The sequence below is a fragment of the Microbacterium sp. ZW CA_36 genome (genome assembly GCF_044987475.1).
Taxonomy (GTDB): domain Bacteria; phylum Actinomycetota; class Actinomycetes; order Actinomycetales; family Microbacteriaceae; genus Microbacterium.
Map to the genome: position 1 here is coordinate 1 of NZ_JBJDRL010000064.1, position 22,453 is coordinate 22,453.

A 22,453-nucleotide genomic window follows, 5' to 3' on the forward strand; every position below is an offset into this window, starting at 1 on the left:
GGCCGAAGGCACCGCGCTGCGGCTCGGCGGCGGGCTGCGCCTGAGGCTGCGCGGGTGCGGCGGCAGCGGCCGCGGCCGCCTGACGCAACTGCGTCGCCGCCTGCTGCACCTGCCCGCGATCGTTGCGCACCTCGACCTCGCCAGCGTCGTTGGCCGCGGTGTACTGCAGGCGCTGGCCTTCGACCGGCTGGGCGCCCAGGCCCTTGGCCTCGACCTGCGTGACCTGCTCGGCACCGGCTTCGCCCTGACGGCGCACCTCGACCTCGAGGTTGTAGAGGTAGCCGACCGACTCCTCCTTGATCTGCCCCATCATCGCCTGGAACATCTGGTAGCCCTCGCGCTGGTACTCGATGAGCGGGTCGCGCTGGGCCATGGCACGCAGGCCGATGCCGTCCTTCAGGTAGTCCATCTCGTACAGGTGATCGCGCCAGCGGCGGTCGAGCACCTGCAGCACCACGCGGCGCTCGAGCTCTCGCGTCGCAGCCTCGCCGAGCGTGGTCTGACGAGTCTCGTACGCGATCCGGGCATCGGAGAGGATCTCGCGCTTGAGGCCCTCCGCCGTGATGCCGCCCTTGCGACCGGCGGCCTCCGCGACGACCTCGTCGATCGTGACGCCGACCGGGTAGAGCGTCTTCAGCTCGGTCCACAGGGCGTCGAAGTCCCAGTTCTCGCTGTGTCCCGACCCGGTGTGGTCGTCGATCACGGTGTTGATCGCGTCTTCGATGAAGTGCTGCACGCGGTCGGCGATGTCGTCGCCGTGCAGGATGTGGCGGCGGTCCGAGTAGATCGCCTCGCGCTGCCGGTTGAGGACGTCGTCGTACTTGAGGACGTTCTTGCGGATCTCGGCGTTGCGCGCCTCGACCTGGCTCTGCGCGGACTTGATCGCGCGCGTGACCATGCCCGACTCGATCGCGACGTCGTCGGGGAAGTTCGTCCGGGCGATGATCGCCTCTGCCGCACCCGACTGGAAGAGCCGCATCAGGTCATCGGTGAGCGACAGGTAGAAGCGGCTCTCACCGGGGTCGCCCTGACGGCCCGAGCGACCGCGCAGCTGGTTGTCGATGCGGCGCGACTCGTGGCGCTCGGTGCCGAGCACGTACAGGCCGCCGGCCTCGACCACCTTGGTGGCCTCCGACGCGACGTGGTCGCGGGTCGCCTCGTAGACGGAGCCCCACGCGGCCTCGTACTCCTCGGGCGTCTCCTCCGGGTCGAGGCCCTTGGCCTTGAGCTCCTGCACCGCGAGGAACTCGGCGTTTCCGCCGAGCATGATGTCGGTGCCGCGGCCGGCCATGTTCGTGGCGACGGTGACGGCGCCCAGACGGCCGGCGCGGGCGACGATCTCGGCCTCACGCGCGTGGTTCTTGGCGTTGAGGACCTCGTGCTTGATGCCCTTCTTCGCGAGCAGGCGCGACAGATACTCGCTCTTCTCGACGCTGACGGTGCCGACGAGCACCGGCTGGCCGGATTCGTGACGCCGGGCGATGTCTTCGACCACCTGGTCGAACTTGGCCGTCTCGTTCTTGTAGACGAGGTCGGCCTGGTCCTTGCGGATCATCGGCTTGTTCGTCGGGATCGGCACGACACCCAGCTGATAGGTCGACATGAACTCGGCCGCCTCGGTCTCGGCCGTACCCGTCATGCCTGCGAGCTTGTCGTAGAGACGGAAGTAGTTCTGGAGCGTGACGGTGGCGAGCGTCTGATTCTCGGCCTTGACCGGCACGGCCTCCTTGGCCTCGATCGCCTGGTGGATGCCCTCGTTGTAGCGGCGCCCGACCAGGATGCGGCCGGTGTGCTCGTCGACGATCATGACCTCGTCGTTCATCACGACGTAGTCGGTGTCGCGCTTGAAGAGCGCGAGCGCCTTGATGGAGTTGTTGAGGAACGAGATGAGCGGGGTGTTCGCCGACTCGTACAGGTTGTCGATGCCGAGGTAGTCCTCGACCTTCTCGATGCCGGGCTCGAGCACGCCGATGGTGCGCTTCTTCTCGTCGACCTCGTAGTCGACGCCGGCCTCGAGCGTCTTGGCGATCTTGGCGAACTCGACGAACCAGCGGTTCGCCTCGCCCGACGAGGGCCCCGAGATGATCAGCGGTGTGCGAGCCTCGTCGATGAGGATCGAGTCGACCTCGTCGACGATCGCGTAGAAGTGGCCCCGCTGCACGAGGTCCTCCTTGCGCCACGCCATGTTGTCGCGCAGGTAGTCGAAGCCGAACTCGTTGTTCGTGCCGTATGTGATGTCGGCGTTGTACTGCTCGCGACGCACCTCGGGCGTCTGGCCCGCGACGATGGTGCCGGTGGTCATGCCGAGCGCGCGATAGATGCGGCCCATCAGTTCGGACTGGTACGACGCCAGGTAGTCGTTGACCGTGACGACGTGGACGCCTTCGCCGGCGATGGCGTTGAGGTAGACGGGGAAGGCGCCAGTGAGCGTCTTGCCCTCACCGGTCTTCATCTCGGCGATGTTGCCGAGGTGCAGGGCCGCGCCGCCCATGATCTGCACGTCGTACGCGCGCTGGCCGAGGGTGCGCTTGGCCGCCTCGCGCACCGCGGCGAAGGCCTCGGGCATGAGGTGGTCGAGAGTCTCGCCCGCCTGGTAGCGCGCCCGCAGCTCAGCGGTCTCGCCCCGGAGCTCTTCGTCGGTGAGCTGCTCGTAGTCCTCTTCCAGGGCGCCGACGGCCTTCACGACCTGCTGGAGCCGCCGGAGGATGCGGCCCTCACCGGCGCGAAGCAGTTTCTCGAGGGGGTTGGCCACGGAGTGTCTCCATCTTCAGGCTTTCGGGTGCGGCTGCGACGCCGCCGGTGCCGCCCGGGCGCATGGCCCCAGGCATACCTGCCTATGTTATCCACCCGTGACCTTGGTGTGCGCTGGGTGTGGAAGCGCACCCACCCCGCGACGCGCCGGTCGCGGCATCCGTTTGTTGCATTCCGGGTATGCATATACTCGGTGACTACATACTCGGTATGCCCCGATGGAGAGGTGCGGAATGGTTGTCTGGCGGCGGTGGGTCTTCCCGATCCTGATGGTGGTCATCCTCGGTGCGGCGGCGGCCGCGCTGGTCAAGATCGCGTTCTTCCCCGACACCGCGCCGGCAGCCGCTGTCGAGCCGTCCGCGCAGATCGCCGATCCCGTCGTGGCGGTGGAGCGCGGAGAGGTCGCGAACGCGCTGAGCCTGCCGGGCACGATCGCGCGCGACACCGCCTACGCCGTCCGCTCCGAGGTGGACGGCACCGTCACCGCCGTGCACGTCGGCGAGGGCCAGTCCGTGGCGGCGGGGCAGAAGCTCTTCACGATCAAGCAGGCCGACCCTGTCAAGAGCATCGACGTCGTCGCCCCCGAGGCCGGTGAGGTCACTGAGCTCGCCGTGGTGAAGGGCCAGCCCGCGTCGATCGGCGGCGAGCTGGCGACGCTCACCCCGGCGCGCTACCACGTGCAGGCCACGGTCGAACCGGTGCAGCTGTACCGCCTGCAGGGCGCGCCCGCCGAGGGAGCGGTGACGATCCAGGGCGGCCCCGCGCCGTTCACGTGCACGGGGCTGAAGGTCGAGGTCGCCGAGGACGGCACGACGACGGTCACCTGCGCGGTGCCGGCCGACCAGACCGTGTTCGCGGGACTGCGGGCCCAGCTCGACATCGACCTCGGCACGGTGTCGGAGGTGCTCGTCGTGCCCACGACCGCCGTCAAGGGCGGCGCCGGCACGGGCGTCGTGTGGGTGGATGCCGGCACCGGCGAGCTCGAGGAGCGGGATGTCGCGCTCGGTGTCAGCGATGGCACGATCGTCGAGGTGACGACGGGCCTCGAGGAGGGCGAGCAGGTGCGCCAGTACGTCCCGGGCGTCGCCGCCGACGACGAGCCGGTCTGCTACGACGACGGCATGGGCGGCGAGTACTGCGAGCCGCAGGGATGGAACTGGTGAGCCTCGTCCGGCTCGAGGGGGTCGCGAAGCACGTGCTGCTCCCCGACGACACGCGGCTCGACATCCTGCGGGGCATCCACCTGGAGATCGGGGCGGGCGATCACGTCGCCATCGTCGGACGCAGCGGCTCGGGCAAGTCGACGCTCCTCAATCTGATGGGGATGCTCGACGCACCGTCGGAGGGCAGCGTCGCCTTCCGGGGCGAGCCGGTTCGCCGGATGCGCAAGGCGCGGCTCGACCGGCTCCGCGGGCGCAACGTCGGGTTCGTGTTCCAGCAGTTCAATCTCCTCGCCGGGCGGACCGCCCTCGAGAACGTGATGATGCCGCTCGGCTACGCGCGCGGTCGCGAGTTCTGGACGCGCCGCACCGCCGCGACCCGCATGCTCGAGCGCGTCGGCCTCGGCCATCGCATCGAGTCCACCCCCGAGCAGCTCTCCGGCGGCGAGCAGCAGCGCGTGGCCATCGCACGCGCGCTCGTGCGCCGCCCCGCGCTCATCCTGGCCGACGAGCCCACGGGGGCGCTCGACGTCGAGACGGGGTCATCGGTCATGGCGCTCCTCGACGAGATCGCCTCCGAGGCCGACGCGGCACTGGTCACCATCACCCACGACCTGAACGTCGCCGCCCGCGCCCGGCGTCACTACCGGCTGGACGCCGGGGTACTCACCGCCTTTGCGCTCGACCTGCCGGCGAACGCCGCCGCCGCGGACGCGTCGGGCCTCGCCGCGAACGTCGACGACGGGACGGATGCCGCCACCGCGGTCGCAGCCGCCGGCGCTGTCGAAACGCACCCCGGCACGGACCTCGCAGCCGATGTCGACGCCGATGATGTCGAGGCGGTGCCCGACGCCGTCTCCGAGGCCGACCCCGCGCCCGACCCGATCGGAGCGCCCTCATGAGCGGCCTGGTCGGTGCCCTGGGCGAGGCATGGTCGGAGATCCGCCACCACAAGCTGCGCGTGCTGCTGAGCCTCATCGGCATCGCCGTCTCGGTCGCGGCGATCACGGCGGTCGTCGCCCTCAGCGAGTATCAGCAGCAGCAGATGGCGGAGCAGTCCGACCGATTCGGAGGCCGTCCCGCGACGCTCCAGTTCACCGCGAACAGCTCCGACGGCGCACCGATGGACTGGGAGGCGTTCGGCGCCCACGTCGACCGGGTGGCCGAGCGGTACGAGTTCTCGCACCTGACCCGACTCGTGGATCCGGTGATGCTGCCGCTGCAGACTCCCGAGCAGGTGCGACAGGTGCCGACGCGGCTCGTCGACCCGGCGTACCCGGTGATCCATCGCACGCCGCTCCTCGAGGGACGCTGGTTCACCGCTGCCGACGTCGAGCTCGCCTCTCCCCCGGTCGTCATCACCGAGGCGCTGTGGGACGTCTACGGTCGCCCCGACCTCGGAACCGGGTTCGCACTGCAGGTCGGGGGCGATGCCGGCGGGACGTACACCGTGGTCGGAGTGACGCCGCGGGAGTACACCGGCGACGAAGACAAGCACCTGACGATGCTGTACGAGGACTACACCGCGCAGAACGGCATTCTTCCCCCCGACATGGCGATCATGTGGGAGACGTGGGTTCCCGAAGAGATGGCGGCGGAGATCGGCCCCGTCCTCGCCGCCGATCTCCGGGCGGGCCTGGACGCCGGTGTCGAGGTCATGGTGAGCCGCACCGACTGGGCGTCGCGACCGGATCAGGCGCAGTACGCGCAGACGTTCGAGCTGGTCACCGGCGGGATCGCGGGCCTCGTGCTGCTGCTCGGTGGTCTCGGCCTCGTCAACATCCAGCTCGTCGCGATGCGCCAGCGCATCCGCGAGATCGGCGTCCGCCGCAGCTTCGGCGCGACCGGCAGCCGCATCTTCTCATCCGTGATGCTCGAGTCGGTCGTCGCGACGGCGGTCGCGGGCGTGGTCGGCATCGCCATCGCCGTCGCCGTCCTCAAGGCCCCGTTCGTGCTCGAGATGTTCCAGGGGATGCAGGACGTCCCGCCGTTCCCGATGCGCGCGGCCCTCACCGGTCTCGTCGCCGCTGTGGCGATCGGCGCGCTCGCCGGGTTCATCCCCGCCCTCGTCGCGGTGCGCTCGAACGTCATCGACGCGCTGCGCTTCTGACGCGATTCCGTCACCTCCGACCCGAAGGAGCTCCCGTGTCCGTCCGACAGAGTCTGCTCGCCATCCTCGATCAAGGTCCGTGCTACGGCTACCAGCTGCGCGCCGAGTTCGACCGCCGCACCGGGTCCACCTGGCCGCTCAACGTCGGTCAGATCTACAACACGCTCGACCGCCTCGAACGCGACGGCCTCGTCGAGAAGGGGGACATCGACGAACAGGGCCATGTCTACTGGCAGATCACGGATGCCGGAGCCGCCGAGGCGCACGCCTGGCTGAGCTCGCCGGTCCAGCGCAGCCAGGGCACCCGCGACGAGCTGGCGATCAAGCTGGCCGTCGCCGCGACTCTCCCCGGCGTCGACGTCTCGGACATCATCCAGACGCAGCGCCGCGCGTCAATCACCCAGCTGCAGGAGCTCAACCGGGCCAAGTACGCGGGTGCGAACCCCGACGGGCCCGAGGAGCTCGCCTGGTCGCTCGTCGTCGACTCCATGATCTTCGCCGCCGAGGCCGAGGTGCGCTGGCTCGATCATTCCGAGCAGCGTCTGGCGCTGCATCCCGATCACGCGATGGCCCTGCAGCTGTCGACGGACAAGCCCAAGCGCGGCCGCCCCGCGAAGGAGTCGCCGGTCGAACCCGTCGAGACGGCGCGATGACCGACACGGTGCTGCGGCTCATCGGCGTCACGCAGCAGTACGGCACGGGTGCCACCGCCGTCTCAGCTCTCTCGGGCGTCGACCTCGAGGTGTGCCGCGGCGAACTGGTCGCGGTGATGGGACCGTCGGGATCGGGCAAGTCCACGCTGCTGGCGATCTCGGGCGGGCTGGCGATCCCCACGACGGGCGAAGTCGTCGTGGAAGGCGCCTACCTCAGCGAGCAGTCGCCGAAGCAGCTGGCACGCCTGCGGCGACGTTCGCTCGGCTTCGTGTTCCAGGACTTCAACCTCATCCCGACGCTCACGGCGCTGGAGAACGTCACGCTGCCGCTGGAGCTGGACGGGTTCCGTACCCGGGTCGCCCGTCGCGCCGGACGCGATGCGCTCGCATCGGTCGGCCTCGAGGCCAAGGCGGACGCGTATCCCGACGACCTGTCGGGCGGCCAGCAGCAGCGCGTCGCCATCGCACGGGCCGTCGTCGGCGGCCGCCGTCTGATCCTCGCGGACGAGCCGACCGGCGCACTCGACTCGGTGACCGGCGAGCTCGTGCTGAAGATGCTTCGCGCGCGGGTGGATGCCGGAGCCGCCGGCATCCTGGTCACCCACGAAGCCCGCCATGCCGCCTTCGCCGACCGCATCGTGTTCCTCCGCGATGGCCGGATCATCGACGAGTCCCGCCGCGCCGGCGCGGAGTCCCTGCTCGCCGGGCCGCGATGACGGGGGTTCTCGAGGCGCCCGTCGAGGCGAGCGTGAGACAGGAGGCTTCAGCGCTGCGTGCGCGCGGGGGCGGATGGTCGCGGTGGCGCGTCGCGGCGCTGCTGGCTCGCCGGCAGGTGCGCCGCACCAGGCTGTCGAGCCTGCTGATCGCGACACTCGTGGCGCTTCCCATCGCCGCGATGACCGCCTACGGCATCTTCGCCGCGAGCACTCTCGGCGCGCCAGAAGACAGATTGCGGGCCGAGCTGGGTGAGATGCAGGCGTGGATCACTCCCGCCGGCGTCCCGGGCGAAGGGTTCTGGCAAGCGCCCACGCAGCCGCAGTGGACGGGTTATCCGGCGGGCGACGACGGCAGCTGGGAGCTGCCCGACGGACCGATCGCCGACGACCCGACCGACGCGCTGCCGGCCGGCACCGAGACGGTCCTCCTCACCAGCGCGAGCGCGCGCATCGAGACGCGCGACGGCGTGGGTCTCGTCGCGGCGTGGACGGGCGACGCCTGGGACCCGCGATTCTCGGGTGCGTTCGACATCGTCGACGGCGAGCGTCCGACGAGCGCTACCGAGGCGATGGTGACTCCGGCGACCCTCGAACGGCTGGACGTCGGTATCGGCGAGGATCTGACGCTCGCCGACGGCGCGGGCACCTTCGAGATCGTAGGAACGCTGGATGCCGCGATCCTGCCCGATGCCGCCAGTGCGGTGTTCCTGCCGGGCACCGCCGAACTGCGCGGCGTGATCGGCGGCGAGCGACGCTGGTATCTGCCCGCACTCGCCCTGTCGTGGGAGGGCGTGCAGGCGCTCAACGAAGACGGCGTCGTCGCGTACTCGCGCGCAGTGGTGCTCGATCCGCCGACCGCGCTGCGCGAAGAGGTGCGCGGCTCGGTGCTGGACCAGTGGGCGAGCGTGTGGCCGATCGTGCTCGTGATCTCGGCGGGCGGACTGTTCGCGGCCTATGTCGTGGTCATGCTCGCGGGCGCCGCGTTCGCGGTGACGGCACGCCGTCAGCAGCGGTCGCTCGCCGTGGCCGCGAGCGTCGGAGCGAATCGCGGCGATCTGTCGCGGATCGTCCTGCTCCAGGGCACGACGCTCGGCGCACTCGGCGGCCTCATCGGGCTCATCCTCGGCGTCGGAACAGCGGCACTGGTCGTCGCGCTCACGGCCGACGGGAGCGCCACGCAGTACTGGGGCTTCCACGTGCCCTGGCCGGGGCTCGCCGCCATCTTCGTGTTCGCGATCGTGGTGGGCACCGCGGCAGCCTTGGTCCCGGCTCGCACGGTCGCGAGGACCGACGTCCTCCGCGCGCTGAGTGGCGCTCGGCGCCCGCAGAAGCCGGGAGTGGCGCGGCCGGTGTGGGGATCCATCGTGCTGGTCGTCGGCGTCGCGGTGACGATCGCGTGCGCCGTCGTGGTCGCCGCGGTGAACGTCTCCGACCTCCCGGGCGACTCCCCGCTGCGATACATCCCGGCGTTCGGCATCGTCGTCGGTCCGATCCTCACGCAGGTGGGCATCCTCATGTCGGGCGGCTGGCTCCTGTGGATGACGTCCCGGATCCTCTCCCGCGTGGGGCTCGCGGCCAGGATCGCGTCGCGGGATGCCGCCTCCAATGCGGGGCGCACGGTGCCGGCGTTCGCGGCCATCGCCGCGACGGTGTTCATCGGGGTGTTCGCGGTCGGGCAGTCCTCGATGCAGACGGCTCAGAACGCGCGCACCTGGTACTACGCCGCCCCTCCCGGGAGTCTCTCGATCAACATCTGGCCGGGTGCCGCCGGCACGACGGGGCTGGTCGACCCCGACGCGGCGGAGGACGGTAGGGCCGCCGCGGTGGACGTCGCGGAGGATACGGGCGCCACCGATCTCGCCGTCGTCGCGCGGCAGCAGCCGAGTCACTGGAACTACGGCTCGCCGGAAGAGGTGCCGGACGAGCTCACCCTCGCGATCGCCCTGCTTCCCCCGCAGCACCTGCTCGATCCTGAGCGGGACGACAGCTTCACCTCGAACGGCCAGGATCCCGACAATCCGCTGTCCGTGGTGGAACCCGAGGATCTGGAGACGGTGCTCGGCATCACGCTGACTGCCGGTCAGCGTGACGCCTACCGCGACGGCGCGGCGATCGTGGCGGACGAGCGCTTCGTCACGGACGGCGAGATCTCGATCGCGGCATGGTCAGGCGGCGACCTCATCGATGGGATGCCGAGCAACGTCTGGATACCGTCGTCGGACCGGCGAATCGCCGACCCCGCATGGACGGAGCAGGTCGACGCGATCGTCGTCGACGCACCGCGGCAGCCGACCGCGATCGCCATCGCCCCGGCCACGGCGGTTCGACTCGGCATCGCCGCCGTTCCCGAACGCGTGATCGCCTCGCTCGAGGCGCCGCTGTCGACGCAGGAGCGCGACCGCCTCCAGGCTCAGGTCGAGCTCGCGAGCGGTGAGGACTTCACGCTCGCGCAGACCGTCGAGGCGGGGCCACCGAGCGACGCCACCTGGATGGTCCCGCTGCTGTCCGTCGTGACCGTCCTCGTGCTCGGCGCGAGCGCCGTCGCCCTGGGGCTGGCCCGCTTCGAACGGCGGCCCGACGACGCGACGCTCGCGGCCGTCGGCGGGACGCCGGTGCTGCGCCGGAACGTCGGATTCTGGCAGGGCCTCATCATCGCGGGCTTCGGCACGATGGCGGGCGCCATCGCCGGCATCCTGCCGCCCATCGGCTTCGCGATCCAGTCGCAGGGCGCTCTTCTGCTCGCCGACATCCCGTGGCAGGTACTGGGTGCGTTCTGTCTCGGCCTGCCGCTCGCGATCGCACTCGTGAACTGGCTCGTGCCACCGCGGCACCCCGACCTCACCCGCCGCACCGCGATCACCTGACGTATCGGTCCGCGCTGCGACGTCGCGGTTCGGGCCACCGTCGCCGCACGCTCCTGCGGGCCGCGCCGCCTCCGTTTCGAATTCAGGTGATTTCGCCGGGGTAGGACCGTTTCGGCGCAGACCGTCCTACCTCCGCGAAATCACCTGATCTGGGACCGCGGATGCCGCAGCTCAGGGCGTCCGAGATCGCGCGGGAAGCGGCATCCTGTCGCCTCCCAGGCGGGTCCCGCTACGCTTAACTGTGCACACAGACGCCGATCAGATCGAAGTCGAGGCTCAGACCGAGCCCGCAGCGATGACCTTCTCCGACCTCGGGCTCAGCCAGCCCGTCCTCAAGGCGCTGAAGGGCATCGGCTACGAGACGCCTTCGGCGATCCAGGCGGCCACCATCCCGACGCTCCTCGGCGGGCGCGATGTCGTGGGCATGGCGCAGACCGGAACGGGTAAGACCGCCGCGTTCGCGCTGCCGATCATCGACCGGCTCGACCTGTCGCAGAAGACCCCGCAGGCGCTCGTGCTCGCCCCCACGCGCGAGCTCGCGCTGCAGGTGTGCGAGGCGTTCGAGAAGTACGCCGGCCACCTGAAGGACGTGCACGTCCTCCCCGTCTACGGCGGCCAGGGCTACGGCGTGCAGCTGTCCGCTCTCCGACGCGGCGTGCACATCGTCGTCGGAACGCCGGGCCGCATCATCGACCACCTCGAGAAGGGCACTCTCGACCTCTCTGCGCTGCAGTATCTGGTCCTCGATGAGGCCGACGAGATGCTGAAGATGGGCTTCGCCGAGGACGTCGAGACCATCCTCGCCGAGACTCCCGCCACCAAGCAGGTCGCCCTGTTCTCGGCGACCATGCCCGCTCAGATCCGACGGATAGCGTCCCAGTACCTGCGCGACCCCGAAGAGATCACGGTCAAGTCCAAGACCCAGACCTCGGCGAACATCTCGCAGCGCTACCTCATCACGGCGTGGCAGCAGAAGATGGACGCCCTCACGCGCATCCTCGAGGTCGAGAACTTCGACGGCATGATCGTCTTCGGCCGGACGCGCAGCGTCACCGAGGAGATCGCCGAGAAGCTCCGCGCACGCGGCTACTCCGCCGCCGCCATCAACGGCGACATCGCCCAGCCGCAGCGCGAGAAGACGGTCAACCAGCTGAAGTCGGGCAAGCTCGACATCCTGGTCGCGACCGACGTCGCCGCCCGTGGCCTCGACGTCGAGCGCGTCTCGCACGTCGTCAACTACGACATCCCGACGGATGCCGAGTCCTACGTCCACCGCATCGGCCGTACCGGTCGCGCCGGCCGCAGCGGCGACGCCATCAGCTTCGTCACGCCGCGCGAGCGCGGCCTGGTCAAGATGATCGAGCGCGCCACCCGTCAGCAGCTCACCGAGATCCCGCTGCCCAGCGTCGACGAGGTGAACGTGACCCGCCTCTCGCGCTTCGACGACCGCATCACCGCCGCCCTCGGCGAGGCCGAGCGCATCGAGGCCTTCCGCGACATCGTGGCCCACTACGTCCGCAATCACGACGTTCCCGAGGCCGACGTGGCTGCCGCCCTCGCCGTGGTGGCGCAGGGCGACACGCCACTTCTCCTCGAGCCCGACGCCGAGCCTTCGCCCTCGCGAGAGCGCGCGGACCGCGGCGACCGGCCGGATCGTGGTGACCGTCCCGAGCGCGGCGAGCGCCGTGCCCCGCGCGAGGGCTTCGCGACGTACCGCATCGCCGTCGGCAAGCGCCAGCGCGTCGAGCCGCGTCAGATCGTGGGCGCACTCGCGAACGAGGGGGGCCTGCGCCGCGACGACTTCGGCGCGATCAAGATCATGCCCGACTTCTCGCTCGTCGAGCTTCCCGCGAACCTCTCGCGCGACGCCCTCGACCGGCTCGCCGACACCCGCATCTCGGGACAGCTCATCGAGCTGCGCCCCGACAGCGGCCGCCCGCAGCGCCGGACGGATGGCGCCTCTCGCCCCCGCCGCGACGACCGGGGTTCGACCAGCCGCGGCTATGGCGACTCGAGCGCCCGCGGCTCGTACGACGACCGGCCGGCGCGCAAGCCCCGGCACAAGCGCACCGACGGCTGAGACACCCCCGCCGCCACAGATGACGGCGCGCCGGGCGATCACTCACCCGGCGCAGCGACGCTGTGCGCGAACATTGCACACCGCCGCCCGCTCGCTTCAGCTTGCTCTCAGCGGCCCCCGTAGGATCGATCCATGGCCGGATTCTGGGGCAGACGCAAGCGCGAGCAGGAAGAGCTGAACACGCAGGACGCCGATCTGGCGCGCCGCGCGCAGCAGACGCTGGTGGCAGCGGACGAGCGCCTGCGGCTCACCACCGACGAGCTCGCGTTCGCCGACGCCGAACTCGGCGCCGGTCCGACCACCGAGCTCCGCGAGGCGGTGGAGTCCGTGCGCACCCATATGCAGGAGGCGTTCCACCTGCACCAGCTGAACCACGACGAGATCCCCGACACGCCTGACGAGCTGCGCACCCGCAACGCGCGCATCGTGCAGCTGTGCGAGTGGGCCGAGGATCTGCTCGACGACCGCACCCAGGCGCTCGCGGCGGCGATCGAGCGAGCACGTCGCGCTCCCGAAGTCATCGCGCGGGTGCGAGCGGATGCCGCTCGGCTGCGACTGCGCCTCCCCGACGCCCGTTCGACCGTCGAGCGGCTGGCGGTCCGGTACTCGGCGCACGCGCTCTCGCAGATCGAGGCGAACCCCGCCGAGGCGGAGCAGCTGCTCGGGTTCGCCGAGCACAGCGCCGGCGTCGCCGAGCGGCGCCGCGAGGCCGGACAGCGCGAGCAGGCGAACATGGCACTCGAGGCGTCGACCGAGTCGGTCCGCCGCGCCGAGACGTTGATCGACGCCGTCGAGACCTTCGAGGTCGAGGCGCTGCGCGCCGAGTCCACGCTCGCCGCGATCATCGAGGACTCCCGCGGCGACCTCGTCGTCGCCCTCCGAGAGCCCCAGTCCCCCGCCGTCAGCGCCGCGATCGCGGAGCTGCAGGCCGCTCTGGCCGCGCTTCCGGCCGCCGGCGTCAACACCGATCCGTTCGAGCAGCTCACGCGCCTGCGCGAGGCGAACGCCGGGCTGGATGCCGCGATCGCGGCCGCCCGCGAACGCGCCGCTCGTCCGATCCCACCGCTCGAGCACGTCCGGCACGCGATCGACGACGCCGATCGGCAGCTGGCTGTCTCCCGGGACGTCATCGCCGGTCACCGGGGCTGGATCGGCGCCGACGCCCGCACGCGCTTCGCCGAGGCCGAGCGCGTGCGCCTCGACCTCGACCGCTACCTCGGGGCGTCGGCTGCCGCGGTCACCACGATCGACGAGGACCACCGCGAGCAGGCGTTCGCCATGGCCCGCCGCGCCGCCTTCCTCGCGAGCGAGGCGCTGCAGCTCGCGCAGCGCGACATCGATGCCGCCCGCCCGCAGCCCGACCAGTGGGGCGGGCCGGGCTACGGTCAGCAGAGCGGCTGGGGCGGCGGTCGCCGCAGCGGCGGCAGCGACCTGATGGGCGGCATCCTCGGCGGCCTGGTGATCGGCAGCATCCTCGACGGCTTCATCGACTGACGCTGCCGCGGCCCCGGGTTCGGGCCGCCGGCGCGGGACGCCAAACCTCGGTCCGCCGCACGCGGCCGGTCAGGTCCCGACGACGCGAAGCCCGTCCGCGACGATGCGGCCGTCGTGGATGACGGTGCGATCGACGCCCCGGTCCATGACGGCGCTCGTCGGGGTCTCGCCGTCGACGAGCACGAGGTCGGCGCGGTCGCCCGCGGAGACGCCGGGACGATCCCCCACGCCCGAGACGCGCGGCGTCGAGTGGCTCATGATCGATGCACCGCCCATCGTGGCGACCGCGAGCGCGAGTTCGATGTAGTCGTCGCGGCGGAAGCCGTTGACGAACGCGAGCTGCCACGTGCGGTCGAGCATGTCGCAGTTTCCGTACGGGCTCCAGTAGTCGCGCTGGCCGTCCTCGCCCAACCCGACCCGGACGCCGGCTTCGACCAGATCGATGAGCCGCAGGTGCCCCGTCGTCGATGGAGCGACCGTCGCCATCGCGACATCCAGCTCGGCGAACTCGTCGATGAGTCGGCGGCTCACGGCCTCCGACACCGAGCCGAGGTCGTAGGCGTGCGAAATCGTGACCTTTCCCTGCATGCCGAGCGCACGCGTGCGCTCGAGGATCAGCTCGGTGCTGAAGACGCCGAGTGCACCCGGCTCGTGCAGGTGGATGTCGACCTCGACCTGGTACTTCTCCGCGAGCCCGAACACGATGTCAAGATGCCGGACCGGATCGCGATCGAGCTGGCTCGGGTCGATGCCGCCCATGACGTCGGCGCCCTGTTTCAGCGACTCCTCGAGGTACTCCACCGTGCCGGCCTCGCGGAGGATCCCTGCCTGCGGGAACGTCATGATCTGCACGTCGGCGTGGCTCCGGAACTTCTCCTTCGCCGCGAGGACGGAGTCGAACTTCTCGAGCTTGCAGTCCACATCGACCTGCGCGTAGGAGCGGACGCGGGTCGTCCCCTTCGCGATCATCTGCTCGAGCGTTCCCGCGACGATCTCGGCGTGCGGCACCTGGGTGTCGCGCCAGTTGTTGCGGTCGTTGAGCATCATGCCCCAGACGCCCGGTGCACCGGTGTGGGGACGGAACGGCAGCCCGATCCGGGACGAGTCGAGGTGCACGTGCACGTCGCTGAACGAGGGGAGGATCAGTCGTCCACGCCCGTCCACGTCGTCCGTGCCCGGCGCCACCGAAGCGTCGTGTGGTGAGATCGCGGCGATGCGGTCGCTCTCGATGTGGATGTCGGCGGCGTCGGCGCCCCAGGGGCGCACGTTGCGGATGATCACGGAGGTCCTTCCGGATGGGGATGCCGCCGCGCAGCGTGCCGGGACCGGGCGCGCGCGGAGACAGATGAGGGGTGCGGCCGAGACGGCCGCACCCCTCATTGTCTGTCAGGCTGCCGCCTGTCAGAACGACGTGCCCCGGTTCAGGACGCCAGCTCTTCCGGCTGCGCCTGCGTGGTCAGCGAGATGACGCCGTAGTCCCAGCCCTTGCGGCGGTATACGACGCTGGGGTGGTCGGTGCGGGCGTCGATGAACAGGAAGAAGTCGTGGCCCACCAGCTCCATGCGATCGACGGCCTCCTCGACCGACATCCATTCGGGGTGGAACTCCTTCGTCCGGATGACGACGGGCGTGTAGCCCTCTTCCTCCTCGTTGCCGGTGACGATCGGGATCTCGCCGGTCGCGACGGCGCGGAGCACCTCGACGGACGCCGGCTGCACGTCGATCCCCTCGATCGCACCGCTGCCCTTCTCGAACTTCGCTCCCCGGGGGTGGTTGCGCGCGTCGACGCGCTTGTCCTTCGCGCGACGCAGCTGCTCGCACAGCTTGTCGACGGCGAGGTCCAGCGCGGTGAACTTGTCTCCGTCCGTGGCCTCGGCCCGGATGACGGGACCCTTGCCGTTCACGGTGAGCTCGACGGTCTCGTCTTCCATCCGCCCGTTGTGATAGGCGCGGTGCGTGACCTTGACTTCGACGCGTTGAGCGCGTGGCGCGAGGTTCTCGATGCGGAGAGCCTTCTCTTCGACGACTCCGCGGAAGCGATCCGTGATCCCTACTCCCACGCCGACGATGCTGGTTTCCATCCCTGCCTCCTTGTTCCGGTCCGCCCGGCCAAGGGCGGACCATCAGTCGCCTTGTCACCCCCACGGTAGCCCGGCGTCCGGACTCTGTCACCTGTGAGTTTCGAATGCGACGGGTCCCGTTCATCCGCGTGTGCCACCCCGTCCCGGCGTCGCCGTGAGGGTGACCGCCGCCACCACGTCGACGCCTTCGGCCCGCAGCGCACGGACCGCCTCAGCGAGGCTTGCGCCCGTCGTGACGACGTCGTCGACCACCACGACCTGCAGGCCCGCGGCCGGGCGAACGTTCGCCGAAGCGCCTCGCAGCGTCCCCGCAACGGGTGGTGCGGCCGCGGCGAATGTGGCGACCAGACTGCCTGCGACGTTGCGGCGCCGCGCGTCTCGATCGAGGCCGCGCTGGTCGTCCGTCCGCCGCGCGATACGCAGCAGCCGTCGCCCGCGGCGATGTGCACGGCGGAGCAGGAGCTCGGGCACCCGGAACCCGCGCCGCCGGTACGCCGCGCGGGAGGTGGGCATCGGAACGAGCACGCAGCCGGCGGCGCCGGCCCGGTCGAGAGCGGCCGCCAGCGCCGGTGCGAGCGCCGTGGCGAGCCCGGTTCGCCCCTCCTCCTTGATCGCGCGCAGCACCCGCGCCGCGACGCCCTCGAACGCGAGCCCGCTCCACACCGCGACCCCGCCGCCAGGCGCATCGACGACCCGGCACCGCGGCTCCGGTTGCAGCGCCAGAGCGCACCGCTCGCAGAGCGCGACGTCGGGTTCGTCACATCCCGCGCACCAGACGGGCAGGAGCAGGGCGAGCGCATCGGCGCACGCCTCGCGCACCGCCACGATCAGCTGTGCCATCACGGGGACCAGCCTCGCGTCGCCGTCTCCGGCCGCGGCTGCCGCCCGGCCGATCCGTGGAGAGGCCGCCCCGGCGCACCGCTGGGGAGGAACCTACTGCGGCGCCCCCTGCTGCGTCGCGAGTACGAGGACGCCGGTCGCGGTCGGCTGCCACGCCGTCCCGCGCTTGACGTAGAGCGTGCCGTCGTCGGCCCTCAGGCGCAGGCTCGAGCCACCTGTGCCGCCGGCGATCGATGCCATGCCCGCTGACGCCGTAGACAGCGACGTCGGCGCGCCGACGACCTGCTCGACGACGGTCGACTCGGACTCCGCGCCGGCGAGGACGCCGATCGACACGTCGTCGATCCACGTGACGCCGATGTCGGTGACGCCGACCACAGCGCCGCCGACGACGGCGAGCTGCATCGTGGGGGTGCCGAGTCCGACCGGAATGCCGTCAGCGTTCCGCAGGACGCCGGCCACCACCAGCACCGTCCGGCCGCCGGCGCTGACGACGGCGGCCATCCGGGTGCCGTCGCGCGACAGCGACATCCCGGCGATGGCGGTCGCCTCGCTCCACGCATCGGCGATCTCGACGACATCGCCCCCGGGCAGGAAGGCGCGCAGCGCCGACGGCTGGTCCTGCGGAACGCTCCACACCGCGCCCGAGCCGTCGATGACGGGATCGACCAGTCCCACGCGGGTATCGAGCGATTCGGCGTCGGTTCCCGCCGAGTTCAGCCGCACGACCGCGCCCGAGGCGAGTTTCGCTGCAGCGAGGTCGCGCTGGGCGCCGACCTGCACGCTGACCGGTGCGTTCGCCTCGACGGCCGCCGAAAGGCCGGGGATCTTGTCGATCTCGTCGCCGGTGAGGAAGCCGAAGCCCTGCTCGGTGAGCACGAGCGGCGCCGCCGGCACCCGCGTGGAGCGCACCGCGACCGGCTCCGCGTCGATCTGCGTGGAGTCGACGGTCATCGCGACCTGGGTCACCCCGGCCGCCCGCAGACTCACCTCCAGCTGGGTCTGCATACGGTCGAGGACGTCGCTGTCGACCGCCAGCATCGCGTCGCCCGTGAGAGCGACGTCCACACCGTCCTCGTCGTTCGGCACGGCCGCGACGAAGGCCACGCCATCGGGGAAGGCTGTGTCCACCGAACCTGCCAGCCACTCGCTCGGAGGCTTGTTGACGAGGGCGTCCGCGATGCTGCCCGGGGCTCTGGTGATCGCGAACCAGCGCACGTCGGGCACGAGGTACTGCCACGTGGGGTCGAAGTACATCACCGGATAGCGGTTGAAGACAGTCGGGAACTGGGCCTCGTCGAGCCAGATGCCGTCGGGCGCCTCGGTGATGCGCCACTCGCCGTCTGACTGCTGCGCGAGGCGGAACGTCGAACTCGCGGTGGCGATGTCGGCGCGCTCGTAGGCGCCCTTGTCGTCGACGGATGCCACGACGTCGTAGACGAAGTCGACGGCCCCTTCCTGGGTCTCGACGTAGTCGCGTTCGGCGCGCTCGTCGACGAACACGCCCGTCTCGGGCTTCCAGGTCTCACGGAACGACGGCGCGAGGAACTCACGGGCGACCGTCCAGTCGCCCCGCACGCCCGGCCCCGACCCGGCGTCGACGAAGCCCTCGACGATCTGCTCGGGTGTGGCCCCGGGCTGCGGACTGTTGGGGATGAAGGCGACGTTCTGCGAATCGTCGTCCGTGCCGCCGCTCTCGAGTCCGTATTCCGGAGGCCCGCTCGTGGGGAAACCGGCGCACCCGGTGACGACCACCGCGCACAGCGCCAGCAGCACTGCCAGGATGCCGCGCGCCCGGGTCATCGTGTCCCTCCCGGCGATCCGGCATCCGTCGCCGTCCGGCGATCGCCGTCCGTTCCGGCGTCCACGCGCGACACATCGACGGGCGCCGTGAGACCGAGGTCATCGAGGGCGGCCACCGAATCGTCGCCCGGATCGACGGGGATAGGCGACGCGCCGGCCAGCGGAACGTCCTGCCGCGGCAGCGTGAGGACGAAGTTGGTGCCGCGGCCGGGCTCGGACCACACCGCGAGCTCGCCGCCGTGCAGCTTCGCGTCGCCGAGCGCGATCGAGAGGCCGAGTCCGGTGCCGCCGATCGTGCGCTTGCGGGACGGATCGGCGCGCCAGAAGCGGTCGAACACGTGCTCGACGTCCGCCGCCTTCATGCCGAGGCCGAAGTCCCGGACCCCGATGGCGACGGCCTGCTGGTCGCTGTCGACGGTGACCACGATCGGGCGCCCCTCGCCGTGCTCGATCGCGTTGCCCAGCAGATTGCGCACCACGCGACGCACACGCCGGGGGTCCATGTCGACCGGGGAATATCCCCCGGGAGCCACGAGACGCACGTCCGTGCCATGCTGCTCGGCCAGCTGCTGCATGGATGCGATGACGTCCTCGGCGAGGTGCGCGAGGCTCGTCGGCTCGAGCTCCAGCTGCACCGATCCCGCGTCGTAGCGGCTGATCTCGAGCAGATCGGTCAGCAGCGTCTCGAACCGCTGCACCTGGGCGTTCAGCAGCTCGGCGGCCCGCGCGGTAGCGGGGTCGAAGTCCGCCCGCTGGTCGTTGATCATGTCGGCGGCGAGGCGGATCGTCGTCATCGGCGTGCGCAGCTCGTGCGACACGTCCGAGACGAAGCGCTGCTGCACGAGCGAGAGCTCGGCGAGCTCCTTGATCTGCGACTCGATGCTGTCGGCCATCGCATTGAACGAGCGGCCGAGGGTCGCGAGCTCGTCCTCGCCGTGCACCTGCAGCCTCACGTCGAGGCGACCGGCTGCGAGCATGGCGCTGGTGTCGGCCGCCTCGCTGATCGGCGCGGTGACCGAGCGCAGCACGAACCACGCGATGCCGCTGATCAGCAGCACCAGCCCGATGCCGACCACCCACAGCGTGCGCTGCACGAACGTCAGGGTCTGCGGCGCGTTCGCGAGGTCGTACGCCAGGTAGAGCTCGTACGACGCGACCCCCTCGATCGTGAGCTGCTGGCCGACCAGGATCCCCGGCACGCTGGTATCGGCGCCGTCGGGGAGGGCGACCGGCTGCCAGATCTGCTGGTCGGGGTTCGTGCGCACGAGCGAGCGCATCGACGTCGTCAGCAGATCGGGCATCTCGGCTTCGTCGGTGCTGAAGTCCTGCGGGGCATTGGGCACGGGCGGACCGATGCGGTAGGCCGCGACCATCTGAGCCGACGACTGGTCGCGCAGCGCCGTGAACGCCAGCGTCATCACGTTCTGCAGCTGGACGACGTCGCTCTGCACGGCGGCGTCGAGCGTGCGCTGCGCCGCCCCCCTGGCCTGCTCGGCGTCCAGCAGCACCTGGTCCTTGCGGGAGGTGAACAGGTCGTTCTGGATCGCGAGCCCCATCCACACGCACGCGACGACGACGGCGAGCGCGGTGAGGCCGATGGTCACGAGCAGCGTGCGGAAGCGCAGCGAGCGTCGCCAGAGCCCGGCGATGGTGCCGGGCCACGCCCGCCACAGCCGCCACCACGCGACGTGCGCACGCGTCGGCGCCACGCCCGTGATCGGCGCTGTCATGGGAGCCTCAGACCACGGCGCCGGCGCGGTATCCGACGCCGCGCACCGTCGTGACGATCTTGGGGTTGTCGGGATCCTTCTCGACCTTCGCCCGCAGCCGCTGCACGTGCACGTTCACCAGGCGGGTGTCGGCCTTGTAGTGGTAGCCCCAGACCTGCTCGAGCAGCATCTCGCGGGAGAACACCTGCTGAGGCTTGGATGCCAGCGCGACCAGCAGCTCGAACTCGAGAGGCGTGAGTGCGATCGGGCCGTCGCCGCGACGAACCTCGTGCGCGGCGACGTCGACGGTCAGGTCGCCGATGCGCAGCGAGTCGTTCGCCTGCTGGCTCGCCGGGCGCAGCCGCGTGCGGATGCGGGCGACCAGCTCCTTCGGGTTGAAGGGCTTGACGATGTAGTCGTCGGCTCCCGACTCGAGTCCCTTCACGACGTCGGCCGTGTCGGTGCGGGCGGTGAGCATGATGATCGGGATGCCGGACTCGGCGCGGATGCGGGTGCAGATCTCGATGCCGTCCATGCCGGGAAGCATCAGGTCGAGCAGGATGAGGTCGGGGCGCTCGGTGCGCCAGACATCGACGGCTTCGGCGCCGTCGGCGCAGAACACCGTCTCGAAACCCTCCGTGCGCAGCACGATGCCGATCATCTCGGCGAGGGCGGTGTCATCGTCGACCACCAGGATGCGTGAAGTCATCGCGCGCGTTCGTTCCTTCTCTCCAGGCACAGACGGCACGCGCCGTCCCCATGCGCTTCACACAGAGTAGTCGACACGGCCTGTGGAGCGGCCGAGCCTCGCCCGAGCGGGCGCCGGGAGCCACCCGAGCGCGGCGGGTGCGGCATATGGCCGATGTGGAACGATAGGGATCAGCCGACCCGCGCCGTCACCGACGCATCGGCGCCGACGGAAGGGGAAACCGTGACCGCGTACCCGGCTTGGACGCCGGCGTCCCGCCCCGGGATCATCCCGCTGCATCCGCTGTCGTTCGGCACGATCCTGGGACGCTCCTTCGCGGCGCTGCGCCAGAACCCGCGCGTGCTCCTGGGCTTCGCCCTCGTGGTGCAGACGCTGGCGTACGTCGTCGTGCTCGCCGGGGTGCTCGGTGTCATGTGGGCCACGTTCTCGCGCCTGAACACCCTGCAGCCCGGCAGCGACGAGTACGAGACGGTCATGGCCGGCTCGATCGCCCTGACCGCCGTGGCGGGCATCGTGCTGTCGCTGGCCGCCGGCGCTCTGAGCGTGATCGTGCAGGGCATCGTCGTCGTGGAGGTGACGCACGCGGCCGTCGCCGAGAAGCTCACCCTGGGCGCGCTGTGGCGGCAGGTCAAGCCGATCGCCTGGCGGCTGATCGGCTACTCGCTGCTGGTGGTCCTCGCGGTGGCGGCGCTCGTCACCGTCGTCGTCCTGGCGATCGTCGGCATCGCCATCGCCGCACCCCCGGCGGCCATCGCCCTCACGATCGTGGTCATCCTTGCCGCGATCCCGCTGACGTGGTGGCTGATGATCAAGCTGCTGCTCGTGCCCGCGGCGATCATCGTCGAGCACGCGACCATTCTGCAGGCGCTGTCGCGCTCGTGGACGCTCACGCGCGGCCGCTTCTGGCCGGCCCTCGGCGTCATCATCGTGATCAGCGTCATCTTCGCGGCCGTGGCGCAGGTGGTGAGCCTGCCGATGAGCTTCCTGTCGATGGGGCTGACGACGATCATCGCACCGACCGGCGCCGCCGAGCCGACGGCCATCATCGGCTTCATCGCGGCGGCCCTGCTCACGCAGGTTCTCACGCTCCTCCTGCAGGCGGTCGCTGTCGTCGTGCAGTCCACCGCCACGGCACTCATCTACATCGACTGCCGCATGCGCCGCGAAGGGCTCGACCTCGACCTGCTGGCGTACGTCGAGCGACGGGACTCCGGAGCCGCCGACCTTCCCGATCCGTACCGCGAGCACATCGGACGCGCGATCGCGCCGCGTGGCGTGCCCGGCGCGTTCCCGGGCCAGGGCTACCCGGCGTACCCGCCGGGGTACGCTCCTGCGGGTTACGCCGCCCCGGGGCAGCAGCCCGTCTACGGAGCGCAACCCGTCTACGGAGCGCAACCCGCGTACGGTGCCCCGCCTGCATACGGCGCACCTCCGCAGTACGCGGCCCCGCCCGCGTCCGGGGCCCAGCCCGCCTACCTGCCTC

16 protein-coding genes are annotated in these 22,453 nt (G+C 70.8%); 9 read left to right on the forward strand and 7 right to left on the reverse strand.

Annotated features, from left to right (window positions below; genetic code table 11):
- A partial coding sequence (gene secA, locus ACI3KX_RS18570; RefSeq protein ID WP_404910660.1) for a preprotein translocase subunit SecA occupies positions 1-2,752 on the reverse strand: 2,752 nt, incomplete at its 3' end.
- Positions 2,753-2,984: 232 nt separating this feature from the next.
- Between secA and ACI3KX_RS18575 the strand changes: the two genes are divergently transcribed.
- From ACI3KX_RS18575 to ACI3KX_RS18610, 8 genes are all read left to right on the forward strand, one after another.
- Positions 2,985-3,914: an efflux RND transporter periplasmic adaptor subunit gene (locus tag ACI3KX_RS18575; protein ID WP_404910661.1), complete on the forward strand. Its 930-nt coding sequence runs from the start codon at positions 2,985-2,987 to the stop codon at positions 3,912-3,914.
- Complete coding sequence (locus ACI3KX_RS18580; RefSeq protein ID WP_404910662.1) at positions 3,902-4,813, forward strand: ABC transporter ATP-binding protein; 912 nt, start codon at positions 3,902-3,904, stop codon at positions 4,811-4,813. Before ACI3KX_RS18575 ends, ACI3KX_RS18580 begins: the two co-directional genes overlap by 13 nt.
- Positions 4,810-6,021: an ABC transporter permease gene (locus tag ACI3KX_RS18585; RefSeq protein WP_404910663.1), complete on the forward strand. Its 1,212-nt coding sequence runs from the start codon at positions 4,810-4,812 to the stop codon at positions 6,019-6,021. The genes ACI3KX_RS18580 and ACI3KX_RS18585 overlap by 4 nt, the downstream gene beginning before the upstream one ends.
- Before the next feature lie 35 nt (positions 6,022-6,056).
- Positions 6,057-6,674: a PadR family transcriptional regulator gene (locus ACI3KX_RS18590; RefSeq protein WP_404910664.1), complete on the forward strand. Its 618-nt coding sequence runs from the start codon at positions 6,057-6,059 to the stop codon at positions 6,672-6,674.
- A complete protein-coding gene (locus ACI3KX_RS18595) occupies positions 6,671-7,390 on the forward strand; it encodes an ABC transporter ATP-binding protein (protein WP_349426817.1) in 720 nt (239 codons plus the stop codon). The genes ACI3KX_RS18590 and ACI3KX_RS18595 overlap by 4 nt, the downstream gene beginning before the upstream one ends.
- Complete coding sequence (locus tag ACI3KX_RS18600; protein WP_404910665.1) at positions 7,387-10,254, forward strand: FtsX-like permease family protein; 2,868 nt, start codon at positions 7,387-7,389, stop codon at positions 10,252-10,254. The genes ACI3KX_RS18595 and ACI3KX_RS18600 overlap by 4 nt, the downstream gene beginning before the upstream one ends.
- Positions 10,255-10,549: 295 nt before the next feature.
- A complete protein-coding gene (locus ACI3KX_RS18605; RefSeq protein WP_349429107.1) occupies positions 10,550-12,334 on the forward strand; it encodes a DEAD/DEAH box helicase in 1,785 nt (594 codons plus the stop codon).
- Positions 12,335-12,466: 132 nt separating this feature from the next.
- Positions 12,467-13,828, forward strand: coding sequence for a hypothetical protein (locus ACI3KX_RS18610; RefSeq protein WP_404910666.1), 1,362 nt, complete (start codon positions 12,467-12,469; stop codon positions 13,826-13,828).
- Between the two features lie 69 nt (positions 13,829-13,897).
- Here ACI3KX_RS18610 and ACI3KX_RS18615 read toward each other — a convergent pair whose 3' ends face one another.
- The 6 genes from ACI3KX_RS18615 to mtrA all read right to left on the reverse strand — a co-directional run bounded on the left by ACI3KX_RS18615 (position 13,898) and on the right by mtrA (position 20,970).
- Positions 13,898-15,109 (reverse strand): amidohydrolase family protein, encoded by a 1,212-nt coding sequence (locus tag ACI3KX_RS18615; protein WP_404910667.1) that lies wholly within the window; start codon positions 15,107-15,109, stop codon positions 13,898-13,900.
- 140 nt (positions 15,110-15,249) lie between these two features.
- Positions 15,250-15,909: a ribosome hibernation-promoting factor, HPF/YfiA family gene (hpf, locus tag ACI3KX_RS18620; RefSeq protein WP_404910668.1), complete on the reverse strand. Its 660-nt coding sequence runs from the start codon at positions 15,907-15,909 to the stop codon at positions 15,250-15,252.
- Positions 15,910-16,029: 120 nt separating this feature from the next.
- Positions 16,030-16,749: a ComF family protein gene (locus ACI3KX_RS18625; RefSeq protein WP_404910669.1), complete on the reverse strand. Its 720-nt coding sequence runs from the start codon at positions 16,747-16,749 to the stop codon at positions 16,030-16,032.
- A 93-nt stretch (positions 16,750-16,842) separates the two neighbouring features.
- Complete coding sequence (locus tag ACI3KX_RS18630) at positions 16,843-18,552, reverse strand: hypothetical protein (protein ID WP_404910670.1); 1,710 nt, start codon at positions 18,550-18,552, stop codon at positions 16,843-16,845.
- Positions 18,549-20,282, reverse strand: coding sequence for an MtrAB system histidine kinase MtrB (mtrB, locus tag ACI3KX_RS18635; protein ID WP_404910671.1), 1,734 nt, complete (start codon positions 20,280-20,282; stop codon positions 18,549-18,551). The genes ACI3KX_RS18630 and mtrB overlap by 4 nt, the downstream gene beginning before the upstream one ends.
- Before the next feature lie 7 nt (positions 20,283-20,289).
- Positions 20,290-20,970 carry an MtrAB system response regulator MtrA gene (gene mtrA / locus ACI3KX_RS18640; RefSeq protein ID WP_308868351.1) on the reverse strand — a complete coding sequence of 227 codons (681 nt, stop codon included), beginning with the start codon at positions 20,968-20,970 and terminating at the stop codon, positions 20,290-20,292.
- 222 nt (positions 20,971-21,192) lie between these two features.
- Here mtrA and ACI3KX_RS18645 point away from each other — a divergent pair.
- Positions 21,193-22,453: glycerophosphoryl diester phosphodiesterase membrane domain-containing protein (locus ACI3KX_RS18645; protein WP_404910672.1), on the forward strand; the 1,261-nt coding region annotated here is incomplete at its 3' end.

Coding starts and splice junctions, on each gene's coding strand:
- ACI3KX_RS18625 (WP_404910669.1), bottom strand. CDS start 16,749: ATGGCACAGCTGATCGTGGCGGTGCGCGAGGCGTGCGCCGATGCGCTC.
- mtrB (WP_404910671.1), bottom strand. CDS start 20,282: ATGACAGCGCCGATCACGGGCGTGGCGCCGACGCGTGCGCACGTCGCG.
- hpf (WP_404910668.1), bottom strand. CDS start 15,909: ATGGAAACCAGCATCGTCGGCGTGGGAGTAGGGATCACGGATCGCTTC.
- ACI3KX_RS18575 (WP_404910661.1), top strand. CDS start 2,985: ATGGTTGTCTGGCGGCGGTGGGTCTTCCCGATCCTGATGGTGGTCATC.
- ACI3KX_RS18600 (WP_404910665.1), top strand. CDS start 7,387: ATGACGGGGGTTCTCGAGGCGCCCGTCGAGGCGAGCGTGAGACAGGAG.
- ACI3KX_RS18580 (WP_404910662.1), top strand. CDS start 3,902: ATGGAACTGGTGAGCCTCGTCCGGCTCGAGGGGGTCGCGAAGCACGTG.
- mtrA (WP_308868351.1), bottom strand. CDS start 20,970: ATGACTTCACGCATCCTGGTGGTCGACGATGACACCGCCCTCGCCGAG.
- ACI3KX_RS18605 (WP_349429107.1), top strand. CDS start 10,550: ATGACCTTCTCCGACCTCGGGCTCAGCCAGCCCGTCCTCAAGGCGCTG.
- ACI3KX_RS18595 (WP_349426817.1), top strand. CDS start 6,671: ATGACCGACACGGTGCTGCGGCTCATCGGCGTCACGCAGCAGTACGGC.
- ACI3KX_RS18630 (WP_404910670.1), bottom strand. CDS start 18,552: ATGACCCGGGCGCGCGGCATCCTGGCAGTGCTGCTGGCGCTGTGCGCG.
- ACI3KX_RS18610 (WP_404910666.1), top strand. CDS start 12,467: ATGGCCGGATTCTGGGGCAGACGCAAGCGCGAGCAGGAAGAGCTGAAC.
- ACI3KX_RS18585 (WP_404910663.1), top strand. CDS start 4,810: ATGAGCGGCCTGGTCGGTGCCCTGGGCGAGGCATGGTCGGAGATCCGC.